The organism is Corynebacterium sp. LK2590, from assembly GCF_040946105.1.
Lineage (GTDB): Bacteria > Actinomycetota > Actinomycetes > Mycobacteriales > Mycobacteriaceae > Corynebacterium.
This window is the reverse complement of record NZ_JAYWMH010000003.1, coordinates 85,928-111,401: the sequence shown is the minus strand read 5'-3', so window position 1 is coordinate 111,401 and position 25,474 is coordinate 85,928. Positions and strand designations below refer to the sequence as shown.

General features: G+C 66.2%; 24 protein-coding genes and 2 pseudogenes. 17 read left to right on the top strand and 9 right to left on the bottom strand.

Features of this window, described 5'->3' with window-relative positions; genetic code table 11:
- Window positions 1-56: 56 nt before the first annotated feature.
- From groL to VVR85_RS05240, 5 genes are all read left to right on the top strand, one after another.
- Entirely contained in the window at window positions 57-1,706 is a 1,650-nt protein-coding gene (groL, locus tag VVR85_RS05260) for a chaperonin GroEL (protein WP_368519896.1), read from the top strand.
- A gap of 495 nt (window positions 1,707-2,201) precedes the next feature.
- A complete protein-coding gene (locus tag VVR85_RS05255) occupies window positions 2,202-2,414 on the top strand; it encodes a hypothetical protein (protein ID WP_368519895.1) in 213 nt (70 codons plus the stop codon).
- Between the two features lie 91 nt (window positions 2,415-2,505).
- Window positions 2,506-2,655 (top strand): hypothetical protein, encoded by a 150-nt coding sequence (locus tag VVR85_RS05250; protein WP_368519894.1) that lies wholly within the window; start codon window positions 2,506-2,508, stop codon window positions 2,653-2,655.
- 132 nt (window positions 2,656-2,787) lie between these two features.
- Window positions 2,788-3,687, top strand: coding sequence for a polyphosphate kinase 2 (gene ppk2 / locus VVR85_RS05245; protein ID WP_070768679.1), 900 nt, complete (start codon window positions 2,788-2,790; stop codon window positions 3,685-3,687).
- 202 nt (window positions 3,688-3,889) lie between these two features.
- The gene (locus tag VVR85_RS05240) at window positions 3,890-5,359 is read left to right on the top strand and encodes a metallophosphoesterase (RefSeq protein WP_368519893.1); all 1,470 of its coding nucleotides are present in this window, start codon (window positions 3,890-3,892) and stop codon (window positions 5,357-5,359) included.
- Here the strand turns inward: VVR85_RS05240 and VVR85_RS05235 are convergent.
- Genes VVR85_RS05235 through VVR85_RS05220 form a run of 4 tightly spaced genes read right to left on the bottom strand, consistent with a single transcriptional unit; the run spans window position 5,356 to window position 10,478 of the window.
- Entirely contained in the window at window positions 5,356-9,198 is a 3,843-nt protein-coding gene (locus VVR85_RS05235) for a Pls/PosA family non-ribosomal peptide synthetase (protein WP_368519892.1), read from the bottom strand. The genes VVR85_RS05240 and VVR85_RS05235 overlap by 4 nt on opposite strands.
- Window positions 9,199-9,642, bottom strand: a complete 444-nt coding sequence (locus tag VVR85_RS05230; protein ID WP_368519891.1) for a MarR family winged helix-turn-helix transcriptional regulator — start codon at window positions 9,640-9,642, stop codon at window positions 9,199-9,201. It abuts the gene before it with no gap.
- A gap of 58 nt (window positions 9,643-9,700) precedes the next feature.
- Window positions 9,701-9,991, bottom strand: coding sequence for a rhodanese-like domain-containing protein (locus VVR85_RS05225; RefSeq protein WP_368519890.1), 291 nt, complete (start codon window positions 9,989-9,991; stop codon window positions 9,701-9,703).
- Window positions 9,992-10,001: 10 nt separating this feature from the next.
- Complete coding sequence (locus VVR85_RS05220) at window positions 10,002-10,478, bottom strand: inorganic diphosphatase (RefSeq protein ID WP_368519889.1); 477 nt, start codon at window positions 10,476-10,478, stop codon at window positions 10,002-10,004.
- Window positions 10,479-10,563: 85 nt separating this feature from the next.
- On the opposite strand from VVR85_RS05220, the gene dacB reads away from it, so the two are divergent.
- The 12 genes and pseudogenes from dacB (at window position 10,564) to VVR85_RS05160 (ending at window position 20,285) form a co-directional block, all read left to right on the top strand.
- A complete protein-coding gene (gene dacB, locus VVR85_RS05215; protein ID WP_368519888.1) occupies window positions 10,564-11,826 on the top strand; it encodes a D-alanyl-D-alanine carboxypeptidase/D-alanyl-D-alanine-endopeptidase in 1,263 nt (420 codons plus the stop codon).
- A gap of 2 nt (window positions 11,827-11,828) precedes the next feature.
- Window positions 11,829-12,713 (top strand): annotated as a pseudogene (tilS, locus tag VVR85_RS05210) (tRNA lysidine(34) synthetase TilS); the annotation flags it as partial.
- A 36-nt stretch (window positions 12,714-12,749) separates the two neighbouring features.
- Complete coding sequence (gene hpt / locus VVR85_RS05205; protein WP_368520042.1) at window positions 12,750-13,337, top strand: hypoxanthine phosphoribosyltransferase; 588 nt, start codon at window positions 12,750-12,752, stop codon at window positions 13,335-13,337.
- A 12-nt stretch (window positions 13,338-13,349) separates the two neighbouring features.
- Window positions 13,350-15,344, top strand: a pseudogene (gene ftsH, locus VVR85_RS05200) (ATP-dependent zinc metalloprotease FtsH); the annotation flags it as partial.
- A 73-nt stretch (window positions 15,345-15,417) separates the two neighbouring features.
- On the top strand, window positions 15,418-15,990 hold the full coding sequence (gene folE / locus VVR85_RS05195; protein WP_296203329.1) for a GTP cyclohydrolase I FolE: 573 nt from the start codon (window positions 15,418-15,420) through the stop codon (window positions 15,988-15,990).
- A 5-nt stretch (window positions 15,991-15,995) separates the two neighbouring features.
- A complete protein-coding gene (gene folP, locus VVR85_RS05190; RefSeq protein WP_368519887.1) occupies window positions 15,996-16,856 on the top strand; it encodes a dihydropteroate synthase in 861 nt (286 codons plus the stop codon).
- Window positions 16,856-17,227, top strand: coding sequence for a dihydroneopterin aldolase (folB, locus tag VVR85_RS05185; protein ID WP_368519886.1), 372 nt, complete (start codon window positions 16,856-16,858; stop codon window positions 17,225-17,227). Before folP ends, folB begins: the two co-directional genes overlap by 1 nt.
- Entirely contained in the window at window positions 17,227-17,694 is a 468-nt protein-coding gene (gene folK, locus VVR85_RS05180; RefSeq protein ID WP_368519885.1) for a 2-amino-4-hydroxy-6-hydroxymethyldihydropteridine diphosphokinase, read from the top strand. The genes folB and folK overlap by 1 nt, the downstream gene beginning before the upstream one ends.
- Window positions 17,695-18,165 carry a DUF3180 domain-containing protein gene (locus VVR85_RS05175; protein WP_368519884.1) on the top strand — a complete coding sequence of 157 codons (471 nt, stop codon included), beginning with the start codon at window positions 17,695-17,697 and terminating at the stop codon, window positions 18,163-18,165.
- A gap of 5 nt (window positions 18,166-18,170) precedes the next feature.
- Complete coding sequence (locus VVR85_RS05170; RefSeq protein ID WP_368519883.1) at window positions 18,171-18,875, top strand: DUF6779 domain-containing protein; 705 nt, start codon at window positions 18,171-18,173, stop codon at window positions 18,873-18,875.
- 2 nt (window positions 18,876-18,877) lie between these two features.
- Window positions 18,878-19,483, top strand: a complete 606-nt coding sequence (locus VVR85_RS05165; protein ID WP_368519882.1) for a hypothetical protein — start codon at window positions 18,878-18,880, stop codon at window positions 19,481-19,483.
- Complete coding sequence (locus VVR85_RS05160) at window positions 19,467-20,285, top strand: pantoate--beta-alanine ligase (RefSeq protein WP_368519881.1); 819 nt, start codon at window positions 19,467-19,469, stop codon at window positions 20,283-20,285. Before VVR85_RS05165 ends, VVR85_RS05160 begins: the two co-directional genes overlap by 17 nt.
- On the opposite strand, the gene VVR85_RS05155 is transcribed toward VVR85_RS05160, so the two are convergent.
- The 5 genes from VVR85_RS05155 to fepB form a co-directional block, all read right to left on the bottom strand.
- A complete protein-coding gene (locus VVR85_RS05155) occupies window positions 20,229-21,137 on the bottom strand; it encodes an ArsA family ATPase (protein WP_368519880.1) in 909 nt (302 codons plus the stop codon). The two genes, VVR85_RS05160 and VVR85_RS05155, sit on opposite strands and share 57 nt — an antisense overlap.
- Window positions 21,128-21,370 carry a cory-CC-star protein gene (locus VVR85_RS05150; protein WP_290223308.1) on the bottom strand — a complete coding sequence of 81 codons (243 nt, stop codon included), beginning with the start codon at window positions 21,368-21,370 and terminating at the stop codon, window positions 21,128-21,130. Before VVR85_RS05150 ends, VVR85_RS05155 begins: the two co-directional genes overlap by 10 nt.
- Window positions 21,367-23,067, bottom strand: coding sequence for a carbon starvation protein A (locus VVR85_RS05145; RefSeq protein ID WP_368519879.1), 1,701 nt, complete (start codon window positions 23,065-23,067; stop codon window positions 21,367-21,369). The genes VVR85_RS05150 and VVR85_RS05145 overlap by 4 nt, the downstream gene beginning before the upstream one ends.
- A gap of 31 nt (window positions 23,068-23,098) precedes the next feature.
- On the bottom strand, window positions 23,099-24,313 hold the full coding sequence (locus VVR85_RS05140; RefSeq protein WP_368519878.1) for an HNH endonuclease signature motif containing protein: 1,215 nt from the start codon (window positions 24,311-24,313) through the stop codon (window positions 23,099-23,101).
- Between the two features lie 98 nt (window positions 24,314-24,411).
- Window positions 24,412-25,449 (bottom strand): Fe2+-enterobactin ABC transporter substrate-binding protein, encoded by a 1,038-nt coding sequence (gene fepB / locus VVR85_RS05135; RefSeq protein WP_368519877.1) that lies wholly within the window; start codon window positions 25,447-25,449, stop codon window positions 24,412-24,414.
- Window positions 25,450-25,474: the final 25 nt, after the last annotated feature.

The following is a 25,474-nucleotide window of genomic DNA, read 5'->3' as shown; positions in this document are numbered from 1 at the left end:
CATGCAAGCACTGACGTGAGTGTCGTCCTATCTAATAAACGAGGAGCACAAACACCATGGCAAAGATTATCGCCTTCGATGAAGAGGCCCGCCGCGGCCTGGAAAGCGGCCTGAATACCCTGGCCGACGCCGTCAAGGTCACCCTGGGCCCGAAGGGCCGCAACGTTGTGTTGGAGAAATCCTGGGGCGCTCCGACCATTACCAACGATGGCGTTTCCATCGCACGCGAGATTGAGCTCGAAGATGCTTACGAAAAGATCGGTGCCGAGCTGGTCAAGGAAGTAGCGAAGAAGACTGACGATGTGGCCGGCGACGGCACCACCACCGCTACCGTCCTGGCTCAGGCCCTGGTTCGCGAGGGCCTGCGCAACGTCGCTGCTGGCTCCAACCCGATGGGCATCAAGCGCGGCATTGAGTCCGCCACCAAGGCCGTCGTCGACTCCCTGCTGTCCTCGGCCAAGGAGGTCGAGACCCAGGAGCAGATCGCTACCACCGCTGGCATCTCCGCTGCAGACCCGGCTATCGGCGAGAAGATCGCCGAGGCCATGTACACCGTGGGCAACGGCCAGGTGAACAAGGACTCCGTCATTACCGTGGAAGAGTCCAACACCTTCGGCGTGGACCTGGAGGTCACCGAAGGTATGCGCTTCGACAAGGGCTACATCTCCGGCTACTTCGCCACCGACATGGAGCGCCAGGAGGCCGTCCTGGAGGATCCGTACATCCTGCTGGTCTCCTCCAAGATCTCCAACATTAAGGACCTGGTCCCGCTGCTGGAGAAGGTCATGCAGTCCGGCAAGCCGCTGCTGATCATCGCTGAGGACGTCGAGGGTGAGGCCCTGTCCACCCTGGTGGTCAACAAGATTCGCGGGACCTTCAAGTCCGTCGCCGTCAAGGCCCCGGGCTTCGGCGACCGCCGCAAGGCCACCCTGCAGGACATGGCTATCCTGACCGGCGGCCAGGTCATCTCTGAAGAGGTCGGCCTGTCCCTGGAGACCGCCGACCTGCCGCTGCTGGGCCAGGCCCGCAAGGTGGTTGTCACCAAGGACGACACCACCATCGTGCAGGGCGCCGGCGCCCAGGAGCAGATCGACGGCCGCATCAAGCAGATCCGTGCCGAGATCGAGAACTCCGACTCCGACTACGACCGCGAGAAGCTGCAGGAGCGCCTGGCCAAGCTGTCCGGCGGCGTGGCCGTCCTGAAGGTCGGTGCGGCCACCGAGGTCGAGCTCAAGGAGCGCAAGCACCGCATCGAGGACGCTGTCCGCAACGCTAAGGCAGCCGTCGAGGAGGGCATCGTCGCCGGCGGCGGCGTGGCCCTGCTGCAGGCCGCTTCCGCCCTGGACAGCCTGTCCGACCTGACCGGCGACGAGGCCACCGGCGTCAAGATCGTCCGCGAGGCCCTGTCCGCTCCGCTGAAGCAGATCGCCCACAACGCCGGCCTGGAGCCGGGTGTGGTGGCCGACAAGGTTGCTTCCCTGCCGGCTGGTGAGGGCCTGGACGCCTCCACCGGCGAGTACGTCAACCTGATGGAGAAGGGCATCAACGACCCGGTGAAGGTCACCCGTTCCGCCCTGCAGAACGCGGCCTCCATTGCCGCCCTGTTCCTGACCACCGAGGCCGTCGTGGCTGACAAGCCGCAGCCGGCCGGTGCTGGCGACGCAGCTGCTGCTGCCGATGCCATGGGTGGCATGGGCGGCTTCTAAGCCGACCAGCAACCCTAAACCGCTAAGGCCGCCTCCCTATGAGGGAGGCGGCCTTCCGCGCATCTAAGGGCTTCGCAGCGCCCGTTTAAGAGTTGTTCAGACTTAAGGTGTAGCCTGCAGAAAAGCTCGAAGCGAGAGCCCGAACCCGCCCCCAAATTGGGGTAGAGACCTAAGGGATTCTGACACTAGCACCTTTGAAAGTCGGTCGAGTTTATCGCGACGAAACAAATGTCCGTTACGTGGCTAAGTCTAAATAACAAAATATCCGGAATTTTGCGGCAAAACCGCAGGAAAAGCGGGGGTGACACACCTGAACCGCCTGTGTATCGAGTGTCGAGTGTGACGTGAGTTTTTGGTGTTGAATAAATTATGAAGACACGCTCCGGTTGACGTCCGAAAATATTGTGGCAAAATTACTTCGTGTGACGCCCGTAGGGTGTCTGCAAAACCGCAAACCCTCTCCGGCGTAAGTCGGAACTAGATTAGGAGTTCAATATGGATCTCTCTCTCATCCAGACTCACATCGACAACTTCGTTGACACCTGGGAAGGCTGGGGCAAGCTGTTCGGCAACGTTGAAGGAATCTTCGACGGCCTGGCCCGCCTGGTCAACTTCCTGGGCCGCGAGAACCTGGGCAGCTCTGACTTCTTCCCGAAGACCGACGCCCTGATCGACGCTAACGAGAAGGCTGCCGAGGCTGCTGCCTAAGTAATTCCATCGGTTAGTGGCACAGACGGCCACTAACCACGGGCTGAATGCCCACCCACAATCTGTTTCGACTCACTAAGGAGAAAAAATCATGGAGCACACTTTCGAGAACGAGGGTTTCCAGACTTTCGCTGAGGGCTCTTCCGCTTTCGCTGCCGACCTGTTCCGCGTCACCGAGTGGATGGAGCCGCTGGTCGACTTCGCCAAGGGCCTGTCCAAGCTCGTCGGCATGTTCGCCTAAGAGCTTCGCTCTGAATGCTTGACGCAGTCGGCATGAGACCCCGTCTTCGGACGGGGTCTTTTTTGATCTTTTGTGCAAAGTAGATGTCTAGATCGGCGCGCCAGAATGGGGTAGGCAGGTTACACTTAATACATGGCTGAACACAAAGACGACGAACTTCCCGAGATTGATTTGGCGCAGACCGACGGCTACGTCGTCGACGACTCTGACGAGGACGACCCGGCGCTGATCATGCCGGATGGCTCGCCGGTCCAGACCTGGCGGGAAAACTACCCTTATGACGAGCGCATGACCCGCGACGAATACGAGTCCACCAAGCGCGCGCTCCAGATCGAGCTGCTGAAGTGGCAGAACTGGACCAAGGAGACGGGCCAGCGCCACATTATCCTCTTCGAGGGCCGCGACGCCGCGGGCAAGGGCGGCACCATTAAGCGCTTCAACGAGCACCTCAACCCGCGTGGTGCGCGCACGGTGGCTTTGGAGAAGCCGTCCCCGCGGGAGTCGACCTCCTGGTACTTCCAGCGCTATATCCAGCACTTCCCGGCCGGCGGGGAAATCGTCTTCTTCGACCGTTCCTGGTACAACCGCTCCGGCGTCGAGCGCGTCATGGGCTTTTGTACCGAGTCGCAGCACGCGGAGTTCCTCCGCGAGGTGCCCATGCTGGAAAACATGATCCTGGGCTCCGGCATCTCCCTGACCAAGCTGTGGTTCTCCGTGACCCGGAAGGAGCAGCGCACCCGCTTCGCCATCCGCCAGATCGACCCGGTGCGCCAGTGGAAGCTCTCGCCGATGGACCTGGCCTCCCTGGATAAGTGGGATGACTACACCCGCGCCAAGGAAGAGCAGTTCCGCTACACGGATACGGACGAGTCCCCGTGGATCACCATCAAGTCGAATGACAAGAAGCGCGCCCGCATCAACGCCATGCGCTACGTGCTGTCCAAGTTCGAGTACACGAACAAGGACCACTCCGTCGTCGGCGAGGTGGACGAGAACATCGTCAAGCGCGGCCGCGACCAGATCGGTGACTAACAGAAGTTTCCTAAGGGTTAATCTCGTCGTTACCCTGCGGTGATGGGGGTAGGGAAGAGTTATTGGGGTGAATAACTCTTCCCGTTTTTTCGTAAGCCTACTGTGCACCGCGGCCCTTTCTGTTCCGGTCGCGCACGCACAGTCGTCTTTGTCTTCTACTTCATCTCTATCCTCTTTATCCTCGTTATCGTCGGGTTCTTCGTTGAGCTCGTCGTCTAGTTCTTCTTCTGTTTCTGACTCTGATGCTGACTCCGGCGACCGGGTCCTGTGGTCGGAGGGCTTTGACGCGGTTCCTAATCCCGCGAAGTTCACGCACAACGTGCCGGAGGGCTGGTCGGTGTCTACGTCCGGGGTCAGCTCCGGGGAGGCGCGCTGGAACGGGTGGGCGCTGTCCACCATCCGCGATTGGACCTGGGCGGCCGGCACGGACATGCGGCACTGGTTCACGCAGGCGCACGGCAACGTGGCCATCGTGGATAACAAGCAGCAGCGCCTCAACGAGACTGATTCCATGACCACGGCGCTGCGCAGCCCGGAGATCCCGGTGGACGGAGAGACCGTCAACCTGGAATTCGACCACCACTACCGGCAGGGCTCCCCGGAGCAGTCGGCGACGGTGCGCGTGGCCTTTGACGGCGGCGAGGCGCGCGAGGTCGCGGTCTTTTCCGAGGACGTCTTCTCCAAGCACGAGAGCCTGGAGCTCGACGTGCCGGCGGGGGCCCAGACCATGCGGGTGGAATTCGTCTACCGCAACGGCAACGATGACTGGTGGTGGGCGCTGGACAACGTGGAAGTCACGCGCCCGCTTGGTGAGGTGGGCACGCCGCAGGCGGTCGTGGATGTGCTCTCCGACGTGCAGGGTGACCCGGAGGACTACCAGGACGCGGTGCGCCAGCTCAACGGCATGGAGGACAAGGCGGACGCGCTGGTGATCAACGGGGACCTGGTCGATGACGGCTCGAAGGCGCAGTGGGACGACTTCCTCGCCGCGCACCGGGCGCAGCCGCATGATTCCGGCACGGAACTGTGGACCATCGGCAACCACGAGATGTACGGGCCGGAAGGTTCCGAGACTTATCTCCAGCGCTTCCTGGAGCATTCCGGGCAGGACAAGCCCTGGGCGGAGGTCACGGCCGGCGGGGTGCCGCTGATTTCTATCAACACGGAGTACTACTCCGATATCGACCGCGGCGGCAAGGAGCCCTTCCAGCGTCTTTCGGAGGAACAGCTGGACTGGCTGGAGTCCCGCCTGGCCTACTGGGAAGGCCGGGGAGTGACCCCGCTGGTGTTTACCCACCCGCTGCTGCCGCAGACGGTGTCGATGTCGCACTCGGCGTGGTACCAAAACGACTTCGAGGATCTGGAGGCGCTCAGCGAGGTGCTCGCCCGGCACCCGAATATCGTGGCCTTTACCAGCCACTCGCACTCCTCGCTGCGCCAGAACAATTGGTGGGGCACCTACCGTTACAAAGACGCCGCCTTCCCGGTGGTCAACACCGGGGCGATCCTCAACGAATACCTGCCCGACGGCGACCACGACGAGGAAATCGTGAAGGACAAGGAGGAGGCATCGTCCGGCCTGCGGGTGAAGGTCTACCCGGACCGGGTGCGCGTGGAAGCCTGGGATTTCAAGGCCGAGAAGATGCTGAAATTCCAGGACTTCCCGCGCTAGGCGACCGGCTCGATTGGGTTGCCCTGCCAGGCCGAGTCGCTCGGCACGGCATCGCCGCGCATGACCAGGGAGCCGGGCGCGACGGTCGCGCCGGCGCCGATGGTGGCGGCCGGAAGGGCCACCGAGTGGGCGGCCAGGGTGGCCCCGTCGGAGACGGTAACGGTATCCAGGCTCATCACGCGGTCCTGGAAAAGGTGGGTCTGGACCACCGTGCCTGGTCCCACGGACGCGCCGCGGCCGACCACGCACAGGTCCGTCTCCGGGAACCAGTAGGTCTCAATCCAGGCGCCGCGGCCGATCTTGACGCCCAGCGAACGCAGCGCCAGGTTGATTTCGCCCGCGCCGGTGGTGTGGTTGAAAAACCACGGCGCGGCGACGACCTCGACGAAGGTGTCCTGGAGCTCGTTGAGCCAGACGAACGCCGACCACAGCGGGTGATCCGCGGCGCGGTGTTTGCCCACGCAGACCCACTTCGCCACCCAGGCGATCGCCACCGCGACGGCGCCGGCCGCTATGAGGACGAGGCCGCACAGCGCGATCGCCACGCCCAGGTTGGCCGTCTTGAGCAGCCACAGCAGGGTGGCCAGGACGCCGGCGGCAAGCATGGCCGAGGCCATCGGGGCGAGCAGGCGGAGGGTCTCCACCAGCCCGCGGGCGACCTTCACGCCCGTGCCCGGGCGGTAGGTGCGGGACTCGCCGCTGCTGCCTTCCACGTGGGCCTCCACCCGCCGCATGCGCTCCGGCGGGGAGCCCCACCAGTTGGCGCCGGCCTTGGACTTCTTCGGCGTCGAGGAGAGCACGGCCACCAAGGAGTTCTTGGACAGCTTGCGGCCCGGGCCGGTCACGCCGGAGTTGCCCAGGAAGGAGCGCTTGCCCACCTTGGACACGCCGGTGAGCATCCAGCCGCCGCCGAGCTCGTAGCCGCCCAGCAGGGTGTCGTCGGCCAGGAAGGCACCGTCCTTGACCTCCGCGAACTTGGGCACCATCACGGCGGTGGATACCTCCACGTCGGAACCGATCTGAGCGCCCAGGCTACGCAGCCAGGCCGGGGTCAGCTGGCCCGCATAAAGCGGGAAGAGGTGGGTGCGGGCGTCGTCCATCAGGCGGGTGATGGTCCACGTGCGCCAGCCGGCCGCGGAGCGCACCGGGTTCGTGCCGGGCTTGAGACCCAGCGAGAACAGCCGCACGCCCGCCCAGGTCAGCGCCAGGTAGACCGCGAAGGCCACCAGCCCGCCTAGCGGGGCGAAAAGCATGGCGCCGACCGCGGGGTTGCCGGGGCTGTTTACCAGCCAGACCACCAGTGCGGCGCCGGCGGCCAGGGCGCAAATCGGCAGCAGCGACAGCACCACCGAGGTCAGCCCGTAGACCGGCACCCAGCCGGAGCGCCGCGCCGGCGGGTGATCGGGGAAGCGGTGCTTGGAGCGGCCGACCTTGCGCGCCGGGGAGCCGGACCAGCGCTGCTCCGCCTTGACTTTCTTGGCCCCGGTCACGGTGGAGCCGGTCTCCACGTGGGCGTAAGCCCCGATGACCGCGCCGGGCAGCAGGGTCGAGCGCGCGCCGATGCGAGCGCCCTCCTTGATGTCGATGGCGCCGACGTGGACGATGTCCCCGTCCACCCAGTAGCCGGACAGGTCCACGCCCGGCTCGATGGCCGCGTGCTTGCCCACCGTCAGCAGGCCGGTCACGGGCGGCAGGGTGTGCAGGTCCACGGATTTGCCGATTTTCACTCCCAGCAGGCGGGCGTAGTTGTTGACCCAGGTCGCGCCCGCGATACCGCGGGAGCCCGAGGCGTCCGCCCAGCGCTCGGCGGCCCAGATACGCAGGTGCACCGAACCGCCGCGCGGGTAGTCGCCGGGGGAAATCCCGGCCGTGAGCGCGCGGGCGCCCAAAGCGCCGATGGGGATGCGCCCCAACGGGGTCGCGAAGACGACCAGCAGGACGGCCACCAGCCACCAGTTGGTGTGCACGGCGAAATCGACGCCGGCCGCCGCTGCCAGGTTCGAGCCCAGCAGGAGCCAGGCGAGCCAGGTCATGCCGGACAGCGTCATGGCGACGACGTTGGTCAGGGTCTGGGCCACGCGGGTCGCAGTACCCACCGGGGCCACCGAGCGCGGCTCGTGGGTTTCCGGGCGCGGCTCGGCGCCGGCGAGGTGCTCGGCCAGCGAACCCAGCCGCGGGTGATCGTAGAGATCACGCACGGCCACGGTGGGGTAGCGCTCGCGGATCCGGCCGACCAAGGTCGCGGCCGCCAGGGAGGTCCCGCCCAGGGAGAAAAAGTCCGCGTTCTCGTTATCGACGGACACCCCCAGCACGTCGACCCACAGCTGGGCCAGCCAGGCCTCGGTGGCGGTCAGGCCCGCGCTGTCCACGCCCACGCCGGGCAGCGGCCAGGGCAGGGCCTTCTTGTCCACCTTGCCGGAGGTGCGCACCGGCAGCTTGTCCATCACGCAGATGCGCGGGACCAGGGCCGCCGGCATGGTCTCGGCTAGTCGCTCGTGCGCCTGGCGCTCGTCGAAGCCGCGGTCCGGATCTTCCAGGCTCACGTAGCCCACCAGCACGGACTCGCCGCCGGGGGTCTTCTGCACGGCGACGGCGGAGTTGTAGACGTTGTCCAGGGCGGCGACGTTCGCCTCGACCTCGCCGAGCTCGATGCGGCGGCCGCCGATCTTGACCTGGTCGTCCACGCGGCCCACGAAGTAGAGGCCGTCTTCCTCCAGCCGCACGTGGTCGCCGGTGCGGTAGGCGCGCTGCCAACCCAGGGAATCCAGCGGCGCGTATTTCTCCGCGTCCTTGACCGGATCCAGGTAGGTCGCCAGGCCCACGCCGCCGATGACCAGCTCGCCGACCTCGCCGTAAGCCACCGGGTTACCGGAGCCGTCGATGACGGCCAGGTCCCAGCCGTTGAGCGGCAGGCCGATGGAGACGGACTCGCTGGGCCGAAGCTGCGCGGCGCAGGCAACCACGGTGGCCTCGGTGGGCCCGTAGGTATTCCACATCTCGCGGTCCGCGGTCGCCAAGCGCTCGACCAGCTCCTGCGAGCAGGCCTCGCCGCCCACGATGAGCAGGCGCACGTGGTCCAGCGCTTCTGCCGGCCAGAGGCCGGCCAGGGTCGGGACGGTGGAGACGACGGTGATGTCGCGGCGGATGAGCCAGGGGCCCAGATCCATACCGGAGCGCACCAGCGAGCGCGGAGCCGGCACCAGGCAGGCGCCGTGGCCCCAGGCCAGCCACATCTCCTCGCAGGAGGCGTCGAAGGCCACGGACAGGCCCGCCAGCACGCGGTCGTCCGGGCCGAGCGGGTTGTCGATCAAAAAGAGCGCGGCTTCCGCATCAACGAAGGCCGCCGCAGAGCGGTTGCTTACCGCCACGCCCTTGGGCTTGCCGGTCGAGCCGGAAGTGAAGATGATCCAGGCGTTATCCTCCGGCTGCGGCTCCTCCAGCGGGACGGGCTCGCCCCGGCGCAACGGGCGGAAGCCGGCGTCGGTGAACAGGCCGTCGATGTCGGCCTCGCCGAAGACCATCTCGGCGCGCTCGTCCGGGTCGTCCGCGTCCACCGGCACGTAGGCCGCGCCCACCGCCAGGGTGGACGCGATGGCCAGGTAGAGCTCTCGGTGGCCCGAGGTCATGCGGATGCCAATGCGGTCGCCGCGGCGGATGCCCTGGGAGGCCAGCTCGGCCGCCCAGGCGCGGGCGCTGTCGATGAGTTCGGCGTAGGTCATCACCTCGCCGTCGTCGATGGCCGCTGCTTCCGGGAAGAGTTCAGCGGTGGTGCACAGCACGTCCCAGAGAGTCCGCGGGCGCGGGGCTAGGGCACTGGCTAGGTAGTGCTGCGGGACCATTTACGCTTCTTCCTCGTCCGCGGCAATGATCGACTTGGCCAGCTTGCGCAGGTGCTTGAGCTGCTTGTTGGTGGAAGAGTCCAAGGCCTCTTCCTCGGCGGAGTCGACCAGCTGGGCCAGTTCCTTCTGGGCCTTCGCACCCTTCTTGGTGGAGGCCACGATCTGGCGGCGGCGGTCCTGCGGGTCGCGCTCGCGCTTGGCCCAGCCGCGCTTTTCCAGCGAGTCGAGCAGGCGGACCATATCCGAGGCATCGATAGCCAAAAGCTCGGACAGGGAGGACTGGGAGGTGGCAGAAGAATCCACCAAGCAGGTCAGCACCCAGTACTCGCGCAGGGTGGTCTGCTTGGTGGACAAGGCGGCCTCCACGCCGTCGCGGGTGCGGCGGCGGAGGCGCTCCAACTGGAAGGACGGGGATTCTAGCAATTCGGTGGGTATTGAGGTCATTCCATCATAGTAGCGCCCCTAAGGTCGAAAACCTAAATGATTGGCGTCAGCCAACTATTTAGGCCATTTCGCAACCGCTGGCCTTCCAGTTATCGGTCCCGCCGACGACGTTCGCCGTGTCGAGACCAAAGTTCTGCTCCAGGTAGGCGGCCACTTGCAGGCTGCGCCCACCGGAATGGCAGATGACGTAGACGGTCTTATCGCTATCCAGCTCGCCCACGCGGTCGATGATGCCGCCCATCGGGATGTGGGTGGCGCCAGCGGCGTGCTCGGTGGCCCACTCGCTGTCCTCCCGCACGTCGATGAGCTGGGCGCCCGCGGGGACCTCGGTCGGGTTAACGTTGCGCATAGTTTAAGGACTAACCCTGGTAGCGCTCGATAGCGGCGGCGTGGATCTTCTCCGCCTCTTCCTTGTTGCCCCAGCCGGAACCGGTGACCTCCTTGTTCGGCTCCAGGTCCTTGTAGCGGGTGAAGAAGTGCTCGATCTCGTCCTTGATGTGCTGCTCGACGTCGTCGATGTCCTGGTAGCGCTCCCAGCGCGGGTCATCGACCACGGTCAGCAGCTTGTCGTCCCCGCCGGCCTCGTCGGTCATCTTGAACACGCCGACGATGCGGGCTTCCACGATGACGCCCGGGAAGACCGGCTCCGGCAGCAGGACCAGAGCGTCGAGCGGATCGCCGTCCTCGCCCAGGGTGTGGTCGATGAAGCCGTAGTCCGCCGGGTAGGCCATCGGAGTGAACAGGTAGCGATCCAGGTAGATCTTCCCAGTCTCGTGGTCCACCTCGTACTTGTTGCGGGAGCCCTTCGGGATCTCGATGGTTACTTCAACGCTCACGTTGTACCTCCATGAAAGAAATGCAAATTGCCGGTATTGATTCTAGTGAACATCCTAGCGTGCGCCCGGGGTAGGGTATTAGGCGATGAAGGCAAAACATGTGTGGTGGACCCTCGCTGCGGTGGTCACCGCCGCCGCGGTAGGCACGACTGCGGCGGTAGGCATCACGGTGCAGCAGGCCTACAGCGACTTGGACCACGGCGAGGCGTTTGCCGTCTCCGCCCCCGACGACGCGCTCACCCCGGCCACCCCGGAGGATATTGACGCGGCCGCGCTGGTCGGCGAAATCGAGGCGCTGGACAAGGAAGACCTGGGCAATTACGGCGCCCAAATCATCGACACCACCGATGGCGCGGTGCTGTGGGAAAAGGACGCGGGCAAAGCCCTCGTGCCCGCCTCGACTACCAAGGTGCTGACCACGGCGGCGGCCACCCTGGCCCTGGATGAAAACGAGCGGCTGCGCACCGATATCGTCCGCGCCGGCGACGACGTCATCATTAAATCCGCCGGCGACGTGTGGATCACTCACGAGCAGCTGGACCGCGCGGCCGAGGAAATCGGCAGCGCCTCCCGCGTGCTGATCGACAACTCCGTCTGGTCCGGCCCCGAGCAGGCCGCCGGTTGGGACTCGGCCAACGTGGACGAAGGCTACGTCGCCCCCATGCAGCCGTCCATGCTCTACGGCGGGCGCCTGGGTACCACCGAGGGCGACGTCCCGCGCAGCCACCAGCCCGCCCACGACGTCGCCCAGCAGCTGGCCGATCGCCTCGGGGCGGAGGCCGGCGAAGGCAGCGCCCCAGAAGGCGCGCAGGTCGCCGCCACCATCGAATCCGAGCCGCTGTCGCTGCGCGCCGAGCAGATGGTCAAGCACTCCGACAACGTCGCCGCCGAGGCGATCGCCCGCGAGCTCGCCCTCCACCAGGGCAAGCCGGCCAGCTTCACCGGCGCGGTCGAGGCCACCTTCGAGGTCCTGCGCGAAGCCGGCTACGACCTGAGCGGGGCGCACCTGGAGGACAATTCCGGGCTGTCGCCGGATAACCGCCTGTCCGCCCAGCTGCTGGCCCACCTGGTCGAGCGCGCTGCCGAGGACGATAGCCTGCGCCCGCTGCTGACCTACCTGCCGGTCGCCGGCGGGGAGGGCACCCTCTACGAGCGCTACGGCGACCGCGCCGGCAAGGGCTACGTGCGCGCCAAGACCGGCACGCTCACGGGCACCGCCGCCCTGGCCGGCACCGCCCAGGGCCAGTCCGGCCGCATCTACGCTTTCGCCCTGCTGACCAACGACGGCGAGCTGCTCTCGGCCCGCGCCAACCAGGACGCGCTGACCAGCATCCTGGCCCAGTACTAGCCATGACCGAGCCCTTCTGGCCGCGGAAATCCCCGCACTTTCTGGCCTGCCGCACCGCGGTGCGGCCCTTCGTGGAGGGCTATCCCCCTGTGACCGTCGGGCTGTCCGGCGGGGCCGATTCATTCGCCCTCACCGCCGCCCTGGCGGCCGAGTACGGAGAGCACAAGAACAAAATCACCGCCGTCTCCGTCGACCACGGCCTGCAATCCGGCTCGCGGGAAGTCTCCGAACGCGCGGTGGAGGCCGCCCGCCAGTTGGGCGTGGCCGGGAAGGTCATCTCCGTCGAGGTTGCCGAGCCCACCGAGGCCGCCGCGCGGCTCGCGCGGTATCAGGCGCTGGGCGCCCAACGGCCCGTCCTGGTCGCCCACACCGCCGACGACCAGGCGGAAACCCTGCTGCTGGGGGCCCTGCGTGGCAAGGTGACGGGAATGCGAAAGGTGGAAAACAACGTCTGGCGTCCGCTGTTGGGCGTGCGCCGCGCCGACACCGAGGGCGCCTGCCGGGAGCTGGGCTATACCCCCTGGCAGGATCCGCAGAACGCCGATGCCCGCTTCCGCCGCGTGGCCATCCGCACCCAGGTCCTGCCGTTGCTGCGCGACATCATCGGCGGAGATCCCACCCCGGCGCTGGCCCAGGCGGCCGCGGACGCCGCCGCCGACGACGCGCTGCTGAGCCCGGATCGCTTAACCGACGACTGCGCGGAGCTGGCCGCGCTGGCCGAGCCGCAGCGGCGCCGGGCGATAGCCGGCTGGCTGAACGCACACGGCGTGCCGGTGAGCCGGGCGGCCATCCGGGGTATCGACAAGCTGTGCACCGACTGGCGCGGCCAGGGTCCGGTGGCGGTGCAGAGCTTGGAAGTGGTGCGCCAAGGTGGCAAACTGTCACTGGTAGAAGCGAAGAAGAAAGGTCACCCCACCATGACTCTGCACGAGGCCAAGGACTACTCCGTGCCGGATAAGCGGTACGGCTCCGATGTGGAAGCGGTCCTCCTCTCCGAAGACAACATCGCCCGTCGCGTCCAGGAAATGGCCGACAAGGTCTCCGTACACTACCGCGACGCCGAGGACGAGCTGCTGCTGGTCTGCGTGCTCAAGGGCGCGGCCTATTTCCTGACGGACTTCTCCCGGGCGCTGTCCATCCCGGCCCAGCTGGAATTCATGGCTGTTTCTTCCTACGGCAACTCCACCTCCTCCTCTGGCGTGGTGCGCATCCTCAAGGACCTGGACCGGGACATCGCGGATCGCGACGTGCTCATCGTCGAAGACATCATCGACTCCGGCCTGACCCTGTCCTGGCTCATCGGCAACCTGCAAAACCGCAACCCGAAGTCCCTGCAGGTGGTCTCCCTGCTGCGCAAGCCGGAGGTCGTCAAGGCCAAGCTGGACCTGTTCGACGTCGGCTTCGACATCCCGAACGAGTTCGTGGTCGGCTACGGCCTCGACTTCGCCGAGCGCTACCGCGACCTGCCGTTCGTGGGCACCCTGCACCCCAGTGTCTACAGCAACAACTAGACTTATTCCTTGATGAAAAACCAGAAAATCCTCCGCTACGGCGGCATTGCGGCGATCCTGCTCATCGCCCTGTACGCCTTTACCTTCCTGACCGACGACACCCGCGGCTACGAGCCGGCGGACACGTCGGTGGCCATCCAGCAGTTGCAGGACGGCAACGTGAAGGAAGCCCAGATCGACGACCGCGAACAGCGGCTGCGCCTGGAGCTGAAAAAGCCCATCACGGTCGAGGACCGCGAGGGCGTCGAGCAAATCGTCGCGCAGTACCCGGCCCGGGCCAGCGAGCAGATCTTCAACGCGGTCAAGGACACCGACGCCGAGAAGTACGAGACCAACGTGACCCAGGAATCCTTCCTGGGCTCCATGCTCAGCTTCTTGCTGCCGATGCTCCTGCTGTTCGGCCTCCTGTTCTTCTTCATGTCCCGCATGCAGCAGGGCGGGGGAATGTTCGGCATCGGCGGCAACAAGGCCAAAGAGCTCACCAAGGACATGCCGACCAACACCTTCGAGGACGTGGCCGGCGCGGACGAGGCCGTCGACGAGCTCCAAGAGATCCGCGACTTCCTGGAGGATCCGACCCGCTACCACGAACTCGGCGCGAAGATCCCGCGCGGCGTGCTGCTCTACGGCCCGCCCGGCACCGGTAAGACCCTCCTGGCCCGCGCCGTGGCCGGCGAGGCGGGCGTGCCTTTCTATTCCATCTCCGGCTCGGACTTCGTGGAGATGTTCGTGGGCGTGGGCGCGTCCCGCGTGCGCGACCTGTTCAAGCAGGCGAAGGAGCACAGCCCGTGCATCATCTTCGTCGATGAGATCGACGCCGTCGGCCGCCAGCGCGGCTCCGGCATGGGCGGCGGCCACGACGAGCGCGAGCAGACCCTGAACCAGCTGCTGGTGGAGATGGACGGCTTCGGCGACCGCGAGGGCGTCATCCTCATCGCCGCGACCAACCGCCCGGACATCCTGGACCCGGCGCTGCTGCGCCCGGGCCGCTTCGACCGCCAGATCCCGGTCACCGCCCCGGACCTGGCCGGCCGCGAGCAGATCCTGCGCGTGCACTCCAAGAACAAGCCGCTGGGCAAGGACGTGGACGTCACCCAGCTGGCCAAGCGCACCGCCGGCATGTCCGGCGCCGACCTGGCCAACGTGCTCAACGAGGCCGCGCTGCTGACCGCCCGCATCGGCGGCAACGTGATCACCGCCGACGCCCTCGAGGAGGCCACCGACCGCGTGGTGGGCGGCCCGCGCCGCCAGTCCAAGATCATCTCCGAGCAGGAGAAGAAGGTCACCGCCTACCACGAGGGCGGGCACACCCTGTCCGCGTGGGCGCTCAAGGACATCGAGCGCGTCTACAAGGTCACCATCCTGGCCCGCGGCCGCACCGGCGGCCACGCCATGACCGCCCAGGAAGACGACAAGGGCATGTACACCCGGGATGAGATGTTTGCCCGCCTGGTCTTCGCCATGGGCGGCCGCGCCGCCGAGGAGCTGGTCTTCGGCCACCCGACCACCGGCGCGTCCGCCGATATCGAGCAGGCCACCAAGATCGCGCGCGCCATGATCACTGAATACGGCTTCTCCCCGGAGCTGGGCACCGTGAAATACGGCCAGGAACAGGGAGACCCCTTCGCCGGGCGCCCGGGTGGCACCAGCGAATACTCCGAGCAGGTTGCCGCCAAGATCGACGAGCAGATGCACTACCTGCTCGATCGCGCCCACCAGCAGGCCTACGAGATCCTGGCCGAGCACCGCGACTACCTCGACGCCCTGGCCACTGAGCTGCTGGAGAAGGAAACGCTGCGCCGCCCGGACCTAGAGCGCCTGTTCACCGACATCGTCCCGCGCGAGTCTTACGACGTCTTCCCGGGCGAAAACGTGCGCTTCCCGCAGCAGGCCGGCCGCGAGCCGGTCAAGACCCCGGTCGAGCTCGCCAAGGAGCGCGGCGAGGAGCTGCCCAAGCGCATGACGCTGCTGGATGCTTCCCGCGCGGCCCGCGAGCGCCGAGAGGCCGGCGAGACCCTGTCCGGCGAGTACGGATTCAACTTCGGCGAACACACCGGAGACTACGACAAGGACCGCGACGATGACTAATTCCTTCGACCAACCGCGCGCAGAGGCGGCTATCCGCGAACTCCTCCTCGCCGTGGGCGAAGACCCGGACCGCGAGGGCCTGCAAGAGACCCCGGCCCGCGTGGCCCGCTCCTATGCGGAGATCTTCGCCGGCCTGCACGTGGATCCCACCGAGGTACTGCACAAGACCTTCGCCGAGAACCACGAAGAGCTGGTCCTGGTGCGCGATATCCCGATTTATTCCACCTGCGAGCACCACCTGGTGCCCTTCTACGGCGTGGCCCACATCGGCTATATCCCCGGCAAGGACGGGCACGTCACCGGCCTGTCCAAGCTGGCCCGCCTGGCGGATATGTACGCCAAGCGCCCCCAGGTGCAGGAGCGCCTGACCACCCAAATCGCCGACGCGCTGACCGATACCCTGGGTGCGCAGTCGGTTATCGTGGTCATCGAGTGCGAGCACCTGTGCATGGCCATGCGGGGCATCCGCAAGCCGGGCGCGACCACCACGACTTCCGCCGTGCGCGGCGGGTTCAAAACCAACGCGGCCTCACGCGCTGAGGTCATGAGCCTTATCCGGAGCTAGAAACCATGTCGATTGCAGATCTGTCCGCCCCGACCGACCGCACGCTGGTCATGGGGATTGTTAACGTAACCGAGGATTCCTTTTCCGACGGTGGCAAGTGGCTGGCCGTCGACGACGCCATCGCGCACGCCCACGAGCTCGTGGCCCAGGGCGCGGACATCATCGACGTCGGCGGCGAGTCCACCCGCCCGGGGGCTACCCGCGTGGACGCGGAGGTTGAGCGCGACCGCGTCACCCCGGTGATCAAGGCCCTCCACGAAGACGGGATCCTTACCTCCGTGGACACCATGCGCGCCAGCGTGGCGGCCGCCTCCGCCGAGGCTGGCGTGGATCTGCTCAACGACGTCTCCGGCGGCCTGGCCGATCCGGACATGTTCCGCGTGATGGGGGAGACTGACCTGCCCGTGTGCCTAATGCACTGGCGCACCGTCCGCTTCGGCGACGCCGCGGGCGCGGCTGACCACGGCGGGGACGTCGTGCGCGATGTGCACAACGTCTTGGACGACCTGGTCGAGCAGGCGCTGCAGGCCGGCGTGAAAGAAAACAACATCAGCATTGACCCGGGCCTGGGCTTCGCCAAGACCCCGCAGGACAACTGGGCACTACTGAAAGCCCTGCCCGAATTCATCGACGGGCCTTACCCGGTGCTCGTAGGCGCCTCCCGGAAGCGTTTCCTGACCGGCATCCGGAAAAACCGCGACCTGCCGGCCGGCCCGCAGGAAGCCGACCCCGCCACCGCCGCCGTCACCGCGCTGTCCGCCCAGCTGGGCGCGTGGTGCGTGCGCGTGCACGAGGTGGCCGTCTCCCGCGACGCCGTCGATGTCGCCGCCGCCTGGAAGCTCGGCGCGGACTACCAGGGGAACTAATGGCTGACCGCATTGAGCTGACCGGCCTCGAGTGCTACGGCTACCACGGGGTCTTCGACCACGAAAAGCGGGACGGGCAGAAGTTCCTCGTCGATATCACCTGCTGGTTAAGCTTCAGCCCGAACGATGACCTGGCCGAGACCATCAACTACGCGGAACTGGCGGATCTCGCCGCCGGGTTCGTCGAGGGCGAGCCCTACGATCTCATCGAGACCGTCGCCTCCCGCATCGCCGACGCCGCCATGCAATCCTACGAGCAGCTCTTCGCCGTCGAGGTGACCGTGCATAAGCCGCAGGCGCCCATCGAGCGCAACTTCGGTGACGTCGCCGTCGTCGCCCGGCGCTCGAAGAAGACGATCCGGAGGGGCTAATGCGCGCGGTACTATCCATCGGCTCCAACCTGGACGACCGGGAAAAGCTCTTGCAGACCGTCTTCGACGAATTCGCGGCGGAGACGGTGGCGGCCTCGCCCATCTATTCCACCCCGCCGTGGGGCGTTACCGACCAGGACGAATTTCTCAACGCGGTGCTCATCGTCGACGTCGCGGACAGCCCGATCGAGCTGCTGCGCCGCGGCCAGGAGCTAGAGCAGGCCGCCGACCGCCAGCGCATCCGCCACTGGGGCCCGCGCACCCTGGACGTCGACATTGTCGACATCGCCGGCTATACCAGCGACGATCCCGAGCTGACCGTGCCGCACCCGTACGCCCACGAGCGCGCCTTCGTCTTAGTCCCGTGGCTGGCGGCCGACCCGGGTGCCACCCTGAACGGCGCGCCCGTCCGCGAGCTGGTCGCGAAGCTGGAACCGGCCGAGGTCGCTGAGATCAAGGAACGCTAAGTGAAACGCACCTCCATCGGAACGCTCATCGGGGTAGGGCTCTTCGTGGCCGCCGCGGCCGCGATCCTCACCGCTCGCTTCTACGGCTCCATGCTGTCCATCCCCGTGACGGTGTCCATCACCTTGTGGGTCATGACCGTGCTCTGCTTAGGGCTGGCCTGGAAGGTACGGCAGGCCAAAAGCGACGACGGCATCGGCCTGGACCGCACCCAGCTGAACCCGCTTACCATCGCCCAGTTCATGCTCGTGGCGAAGGCCTCGGCCTGGACCGGGACCATCGTCGGCGGCGCGTACGCGGGCATCGCCTGCTACGTCATCCCCAACGCCGGTCGCCTGGCTGCTGCCTCCGACGATCTGACCGGCGTGTTGGCCTCCGCCCTGGGAGGGCTGGCCATGGCCATCGCCGGCGTGGTTTTGGAACGATACTGCGAAGTCCCTCCGCCCGAAACTGGATCGGACGCGTTAGAGTAGTACCCATGAATAACCAGACCGATCGCGGCCAGATTGGGCTCGCAGTGCTGGTGGTGCTCGCAATTATTGCCAGCATCGTCATGCTCATTGCCGGTTCCGACGCCGCGCTAAAGATCGCACTCCTTGCTGCTCTGTGGGCCGCTGTGGTCGGGTTCTTCCTCGTTACCCGCTACCGCCGCCTGGCGCAGAAGAGCGAGGACGAGCTCGCCTACCGCGAGAAGCTCCACCAGGCGGAGCTGGAGAAGGCGCAGAGCGCCGAGGAACCGGAGATCCTCGCCGAAATCCGCGAGCAGCTGAGCACCATCCGCAAGCAGCTGGAGGACCTTTCGGGCCGCGAGTTCGGCTACGAACCGGCCGCCCTGCGCGCCGAGGCCCGCCGCATCATGGAGCTCGAGGATAACTTCAAGCAGACCTCCGCCGGCGCGCCTTCGGAGGACGCCATCGCCGGCCGCCTGGGCAACCAGACGCAGCAGGAGACCCCGCTCGAGGAAATCATCAAGGAAAAGCAGGAAGCCGAAGAGCAGGAGCCAAAGAAGGAAGAACCCACCTTCCAGACTGATTCCTTCCAGGCCGTGCGTTGGGACTCCGGCGGGGATCCGGAAGTGAGCAAGCCAAAGGAAGAAAAGCGCGGTCGCCGCCGCCAGGACGCTCACCGCGAGGGCTCGGTCTCCGTCGCGCAGCTCATGGCCCAGATGAAGAAAAACAAGTAGTCGTGGACGCACCGCGCATGCGCATCGGGGTGATCGGTGACTCCGCCCCCGGAAAACTCTTTGCCGAGCGCCTGGCCCAAGCCGGCCACAAGGTCGGCAACGCCGCGGACGCGGAGGCTCTCATCCTGGCGGTCGAGGAGGACCGGCTGCCGGCGGCCATTGAGGAGGCGGCCGGCATCGTCCGCTCCGGCACCATCGTCATGCACACCTGCCTGACCCGCGGGGCCCAGGCTCTCGATGCCCTGGAGACCCGCGGCGCGATCGTCGCCGCCGTCTGCCCGGTGGACGACGAGGCCTGGGCCGTCGACGCCCTCGACGAGCTCGGCGAGACCGTCGCCACCCTGCTGGTCTTCGAGTCTCACGGGAAGTACATGCTGCTCAGCGATGCCGACCGCCCCGACTTCGTCGCCGGAGTCTACAAGCGGGAGATGCTCCGCGAGATTCTCGCCCGGGAGGGCGGCGGCAACGACTACACGCCGCTGAGCGCGCGGCAGATCATCGCCGGATACAACGGCGACCCCGCCTACCTGACCTATGCCCGCCGCCTGGCAGAATTGCGCGGGGACATCGACCTAGAATTCTGGGGGAGTAATGATAGATACCAGTGATCTCGACAAGATCCGCATGGTTGGCAGCGCCTACGCGAAGACCGGCCGGCCCGTTGTGCTGGTCATGCTCGGCGACGGCGTACACGCCGGCCACCAGGCGCTCATCCGCGCGGCCCGCGCCATCCGCTCCGCCGTCGTGGTCGTCGCGCTGCGGGAAGGCGAGGCTCCCGACGCCGACGTGGTCTGGCGCTACGATGCCGAGACCCTCTGGCCGCACGGAAAAACCATCGCCGTGCCGACCCCCGACCGGGGCCTGGAACCCGTTCAGGATCTCGCGCTGCCGCTGGCGCTCATCGGCGCGCTGCGCCCCTCCGACGTCGTGGTTGGGGAGAAGGACTACGAATACCACCTGGCCTTAAACCAGGCCGTGCGCGACCTGCACCTGGGGGCTCGCCTCCACGGCGTGCCCACCGTGCGCACCGCCGAGGGCGTGGCGATGAGCCTGCGCAATACCCGCCTGCCCGCCGAGCACCGCACCGCGGCCACCGCCATCTCCGCCGCGCTAACCGCCGGGGCGCATGCGGCCGAAGCCGGCGCCGATCACGTCCTCGAGGTCACCGAGGCCGTACTTCACTCCGCCGGCGTGGATCCCGACTACGTCGCCGTACGCGGCAAGGACCTCGGCCCCGCGCCCGAGCAGGGCGATGCCCGCCTCCTCGTCGCCGCCACCCTGGGCGGAATACGCCTTATCGACAACGTCGGCCTGCCGCTGGGCGTGGGCTTTAAGAACTGGGACGAGTACCAGTCAGAGCAGCTCCGCGATGAAGCCGAGTTGCTCCGGTCCGACGTCCGCGGGAAGTAGCGGCACCTCCACGGTCGGGACTGGCAGCGCCAAGCCGCTAAGCGCCGCGTCCTCGACCCGCCGGCGGGCCTCCATAAAGCTGCCTTGCCCCTGCGGTGACCGGCGATTGACGATAACCCCGCCCACGGTCATCCCACTGTCCCGGAGTTGGTGATAAAACTCGGTGGTTTCCAGCACCGGGAGCCTCTCGGGGGTTAGCACCAGATAGAACTCGGAGTCCTGCTGCAACGTCGCCCGCAGCCGCACGAAACGCTCCCGGCGGCGCCAGAGGATGCTCCGGATCTCCTGGTTGCGCTTATCCACCTGCTCGGAACCGGCCTCCCCGCCGAGCCCGCGGACCAGGGAGCTAAAACGATCCGAACGGTCCCGCCGCTCCAACAGCCCGTCGGTCCAGGCCTGCATAATTTCGGGCAGCTCCACCAGGCGGGCGGTGTGGCCGCTGGGGGCGGTATCGAAGATGATCCGTTCGTAGTCGGTATCGACCAGGTCCGCCATGCGCTCCAGCAGCGCGGATTCGTGCGTCCCCGGTGACTGCCGGGCCAGGTCCAGGTGCCGGTTGACCTGGGAGTGCAGCCGCTCCGGCATCATCTTGTGCATCGTGTGCCGGACCTCGGCCAGGTGTTTTTCCGTGACCTCGGCCGGGTCGATCTCCACGATGTCGAGGCGGTCGGCGACTGGCGTGGGGGTATCGCCCAGCGAGACGTCCCAGAGGTGCCCCAGGTTGTGCGCCGGGTCCGTCGAAACCAACAGCGTCGAATGCTGCTGCGCGGCCTTCCACGCCGCGGCGGCCGCCAGGGTGGTCTTGCCGACGCCGCCCTTGCCGCCGAAAAACGTCACCGGTTTTAGCAGCATGAGATGCCCTCCAGCGGGGAGCGATCCATCCCCATACGCCGATGCCAGGCGTGGAACTCGTCGTAGACGACCGGCAGCAATTCCAGGGTGTAATAGGTCGCCGGGTTGGGAACCCCGAGCGCCTCCGACATCACCAGCAGCAGGAACAGGTCATCCTCCTCCTGCTTGGCTTTGGCGAAGGTCGCCCGGTAGGGGCCGGCGTAGTAATCCTGGAGCAGCTGCCGCAGGCTCATCGGACCGGCTCCGGGGCGTCGACGTCCTCGTCGGTCCAGGTAATGGCCGGGCTTCGCCGCGCACGCTGGAGGGAAGCGAGCGCCTCGACGGTGACCCACAGGGCGGCGATGAGGATGATGACGTCCATGACCAGCAGCAGCCAGTTCTGCTCCTGCCAGAAGGTGCCGAGCTGCATAATCAGCGCCCAGACGGACATGACCATGAGGAAGGCGAAGGGGATGAGCACCGGCAGGGTCGGCCGGCGCAGGTAGGTCAGGATGACGGCCAGGATAGCCAGGGTCAGGCCGGCCATCAGCTGGTTGGTGGTGCCGAACAGCGGCCAGATAGTCATGCCGCCCGAGCCGTCGGTGCCCTGGGAGAAGGTCAGCGCGAAGGCCACGCCGACCGCGATGCAGGTAGCCACCAGGGCGCCGATCCGCACCCCGACGACCTCGCCGATTTCTTGGACCACGAGGCGCTGCAGGCGGATGCCCGAGTCCATGGTGGTGGCGGCGAAGAGCACGGCCATGGTCGCGAGAATGGTCCCCGACAGCGAGGTGGGGATACCGAGGCCCTCGTTCATCAACGAGCCACCACCGGCGACGAAGGCGTCCACGCCCCCGGCGTTGAACTCGTGATAAATCTCTTCCCAATCTTGGATGGTCTTGAACCCGGCCGTGGTCGCGATGATCGTGCCCAGGGACAAAAGGCCCTCACCGACGGCGCCGAAATATCCGACAAAGCGGGCGTCGGTTTCCTTGTCCAGCTGCTTCGAGGAGGTTCCCGAGGCCACCACGCCGTGGAAGCCGGAGATCGCGCCGCAGGCAATGGTGACGAACAGCAGCGGGAAGATGGAGGGGGTGCCGTCCGGGACGGCATCGTTAAGCGCCGGGGCGACGATGTCCGGGGCGGTGAACAGGAAGGCGCCGTAGAGGATGGCCAGGCCAATGAAAAGCTGGAGGCCGTTGATGTAGTCGCGCGGCTGGAGCAGCACCCAGACCGGCAGCAGGGAAGCCGCGAAGGCGTAGATGAACAGCGCGATGATCCAGACGCCGTTGGCCGGGATCCCCAGCACGGTCTCCGGGAGCACCACCGGCACGCGGTCGCCGATGATCATCAGCGCGTAGAGGGCCACGACGCCGACGATGGAGACCACCGGCAGGTTCCAGTTAAAGCGGTAGATTGCCTGACCGATCAACAATGCCACGACGATGGCGCCCCAGGTCGGGATGACCGCGGTCGGGGTGGAGACCAACAGGTTGGAGATGACGACCGCGAAGGCGGTGTTGACCATCAGCAGGAGGAGGAAAATAACGACCAGGAAGAGGTTGCGCCCGCGCGAGCCGATGTAACGGCCGGACAGCGTACCGATGGACTGGCCGCGGTGACGCTGCGATGCCCACAGCGCGCCGAGGTCGTGCATTCCGGCCATGAGGACGGTGCCGATGGTCACCCACAGGAACGCGGGCAGCCAGCCCCAGATGACGGCCACGGCCGGACCGATGATCGGGGCCGCGCCGGCAACAGAGGTGAAGTGGTGCCCCCACAGGACGTACTTGTTGGTGGGCACGTAGTCGACGCCGTCGCGCATGGTGTGCGCGGGGGTGGCGTAGTTAGGGGAAAGTCGGAAAATTCGGTTTCCGAGGAAACGGGAATAGAGCAGGTACCCGGCGGCCATCATCGCGACGCCGATGGCAGCGAGTATGAGTGAGTTCATGATACCCTCCGTGGAAGTGTGCAATGAATCACTATTGTGGCACGAAAGTTTCGTGTAGGGGCTGGTTTTCCAAAACGGGGGAGGTGGCCTTGGTGTGCGCGCGGTCGCGGCGGGAGTGCTGCGCCTGTGCCATGGTCCGCATCCAGTTAACGTTTTTCGCGGACAGCGGGCCTTCCGGCGACGTGGACTCCCAGGTGCCGTCGTTGGAAAGCCACACCACGGTCCCAGTGCGCGGGTCGAGGATATAAGTCACCCGGCCGTCGGTCTTGATGTTGTGGTGGTGCTGGCAGAGGTTGACCAGGTTGCTCGCGGCAGTGGGGCCGCCGTCGTGAAAGTCTTTGCAATGGTCTTTCTGGCACCTGATGGCGGGGATGCTGCAGCCCGGGTACCGGCAGCAGCCGTCCCGGCCGTTGAGGAAGGCCTTGATGTCCTCCGGGGTCTGGTAGTTCGAGCTGCGTTTTTCGGCCGCGGCTGCCATGTCGCGCTGATGGTCGGATTTTTCGGCCATGTGGTCGGCGGTGTCTGCGTCGACCCAGCCGTAGCCGTCGATGAACCCGCCGCTTTCTGGGAGGTCCTGAGCCATGAACATGTTGAGTACGACGCGCGGCGAGCCATACTTGCCCAGGACGAGCCCGGCCAGCGCTTTGGCCGGGCTGACGTTGTTGTCTTTGGCGACCTTCCGGATGGCGGCGTCCATGGCGGCGGTGGTCTCCGCGTCGTATTCCGCGACGATCTCGCCGCGGTTGGAGCCGACGGGCCCGGCGGAATAATGCGGCGGGGGAGGCTCGTGGGGTGGTTGGGTAAGTTCCAATTCTGCGTTGACGGGCCGGTTGAGCTTCCGGCGGAGATTTTCGTGGGAGGGCAGGACCTGGGCGGGCTGCGTTGGGGTCAGGTAGTCGGCGAGTCCGGTATCGATCCGCGCGAGCGATTCCGAGGACGGGGTGGCGCCTAGTTTGTTGAGGACGGAATCAATGAGGGTGAGTTGTTTGAACTCGAGGTGGTGCAGGGTTTCGACTAAGTGTTTTAACTTCGGCAAGGTGTCGAGCCGTTCTAGGCTCTCGCAATAATCCCGTGCGCGCGTGAAGGAGAGACCGGTTTTTAGGGCTAAGCGCTTGATGGCGAGCTCGTCGTCAGCGCTGCGAGCAGGGCGGAGGTCTTGCCAGAGGTAGTAGTAGTTGCGGCGGTAGGTGGTACAGGCGGTAGCAGTCGGACAGTAGGGAGTATTGACGGTGTAGTAGGGCTGCATAATTCCCCCGGTTGTGAGTTAGCTAATCTGTTCTAACTAACCCACACAATACGCAACCGTCCGACATTGTGCTACCCTTTTTCGAAAAAATGTACGAATTATTTTCCGAATTCTTCCTGCAGGTGGTCCACCAGGTCCTTCGCGGAGAAGGCGTCAATTCGGAAGAACTCGCCGTCCAGCGGGTAGACGTGGTTGTTCCGGACGGACTCGGTGTCGGCCAGCTGGGGATCCTTGCGGACCTTCTCATCGGCCGGCTTGCCGCCCAGGTTGAGAACGAAGGCGCTCTTGCCGTCCAGGGCGAGCGGGAGGTTTTCGGTGTTAACGGCCTTGACGTCGCCGCGCTTGGAGCCTTGCGCCGAGGTGCCGACGAGGTCCTCTGCCGGGGTGGCGACCTCAATGCCCAGGTCGCTGAAGATCTGGCCCTGGGCGGATTCTTCGGTGAAGAAGTTCATGCCGTCCTTGGTGGGGGAGACGATGTTGACGGGCTGCTCGATGTCCAGGTTGCCCTTGGCCTTCTCCACGGCGGCGTCGTAGTCCCCGATGACCTCATCGGCCTTGTCCTCCAGTCCGGCGGCCTCGGCGACCTCCCGGGTGGTGTCCTGCCAGGACTGGTCGGAGTAGTCGATGACCTGGACCGGGACGATGTCCTTGAGCTGGTCGTAGATTTCGGCGCCGGAGTCGTTGCCGACGTTAGACATGACCACCAGGTCCGGATCCTGGGCCAGGACGGCCTCGGCGGAGGCGGAGCCGATGGTGTAGATGGAGTCGATGCCCTTCTGCTGGGCGACCTCGTCCCAGGCCAGGCCGAAGCCGGTGCCGTCGGCGAACATCGGGGCGTCCGGGTTGCCGCCGGCCGAGGCGACGACGGGCGCGTCGAGGGAGAGCAGGGCGCCGGTCAGGGTGACGGAGGCGGAGACGATCTTCTTGGGCTGGGACTCGATGGTGAGATCGGTTTCCTGGCGGTCCTTGTCCTGCGTCTGGATCGTTCGCGGGAAGGTGCTGTCTGCGGTGCTAGAGGAAGCGGCCTCCGAGTTCTCTGCGTTTTCCGAATTCTCAGCGTTGTCGCTGCAAGCGACGAGGCCGAGCGAAAGAGCTGCGGTGGCGGACAGGGCGAGGATGCGTCGTGCGACGGGCAAGGGTGCCTCCTAGGTAGCGGACTAT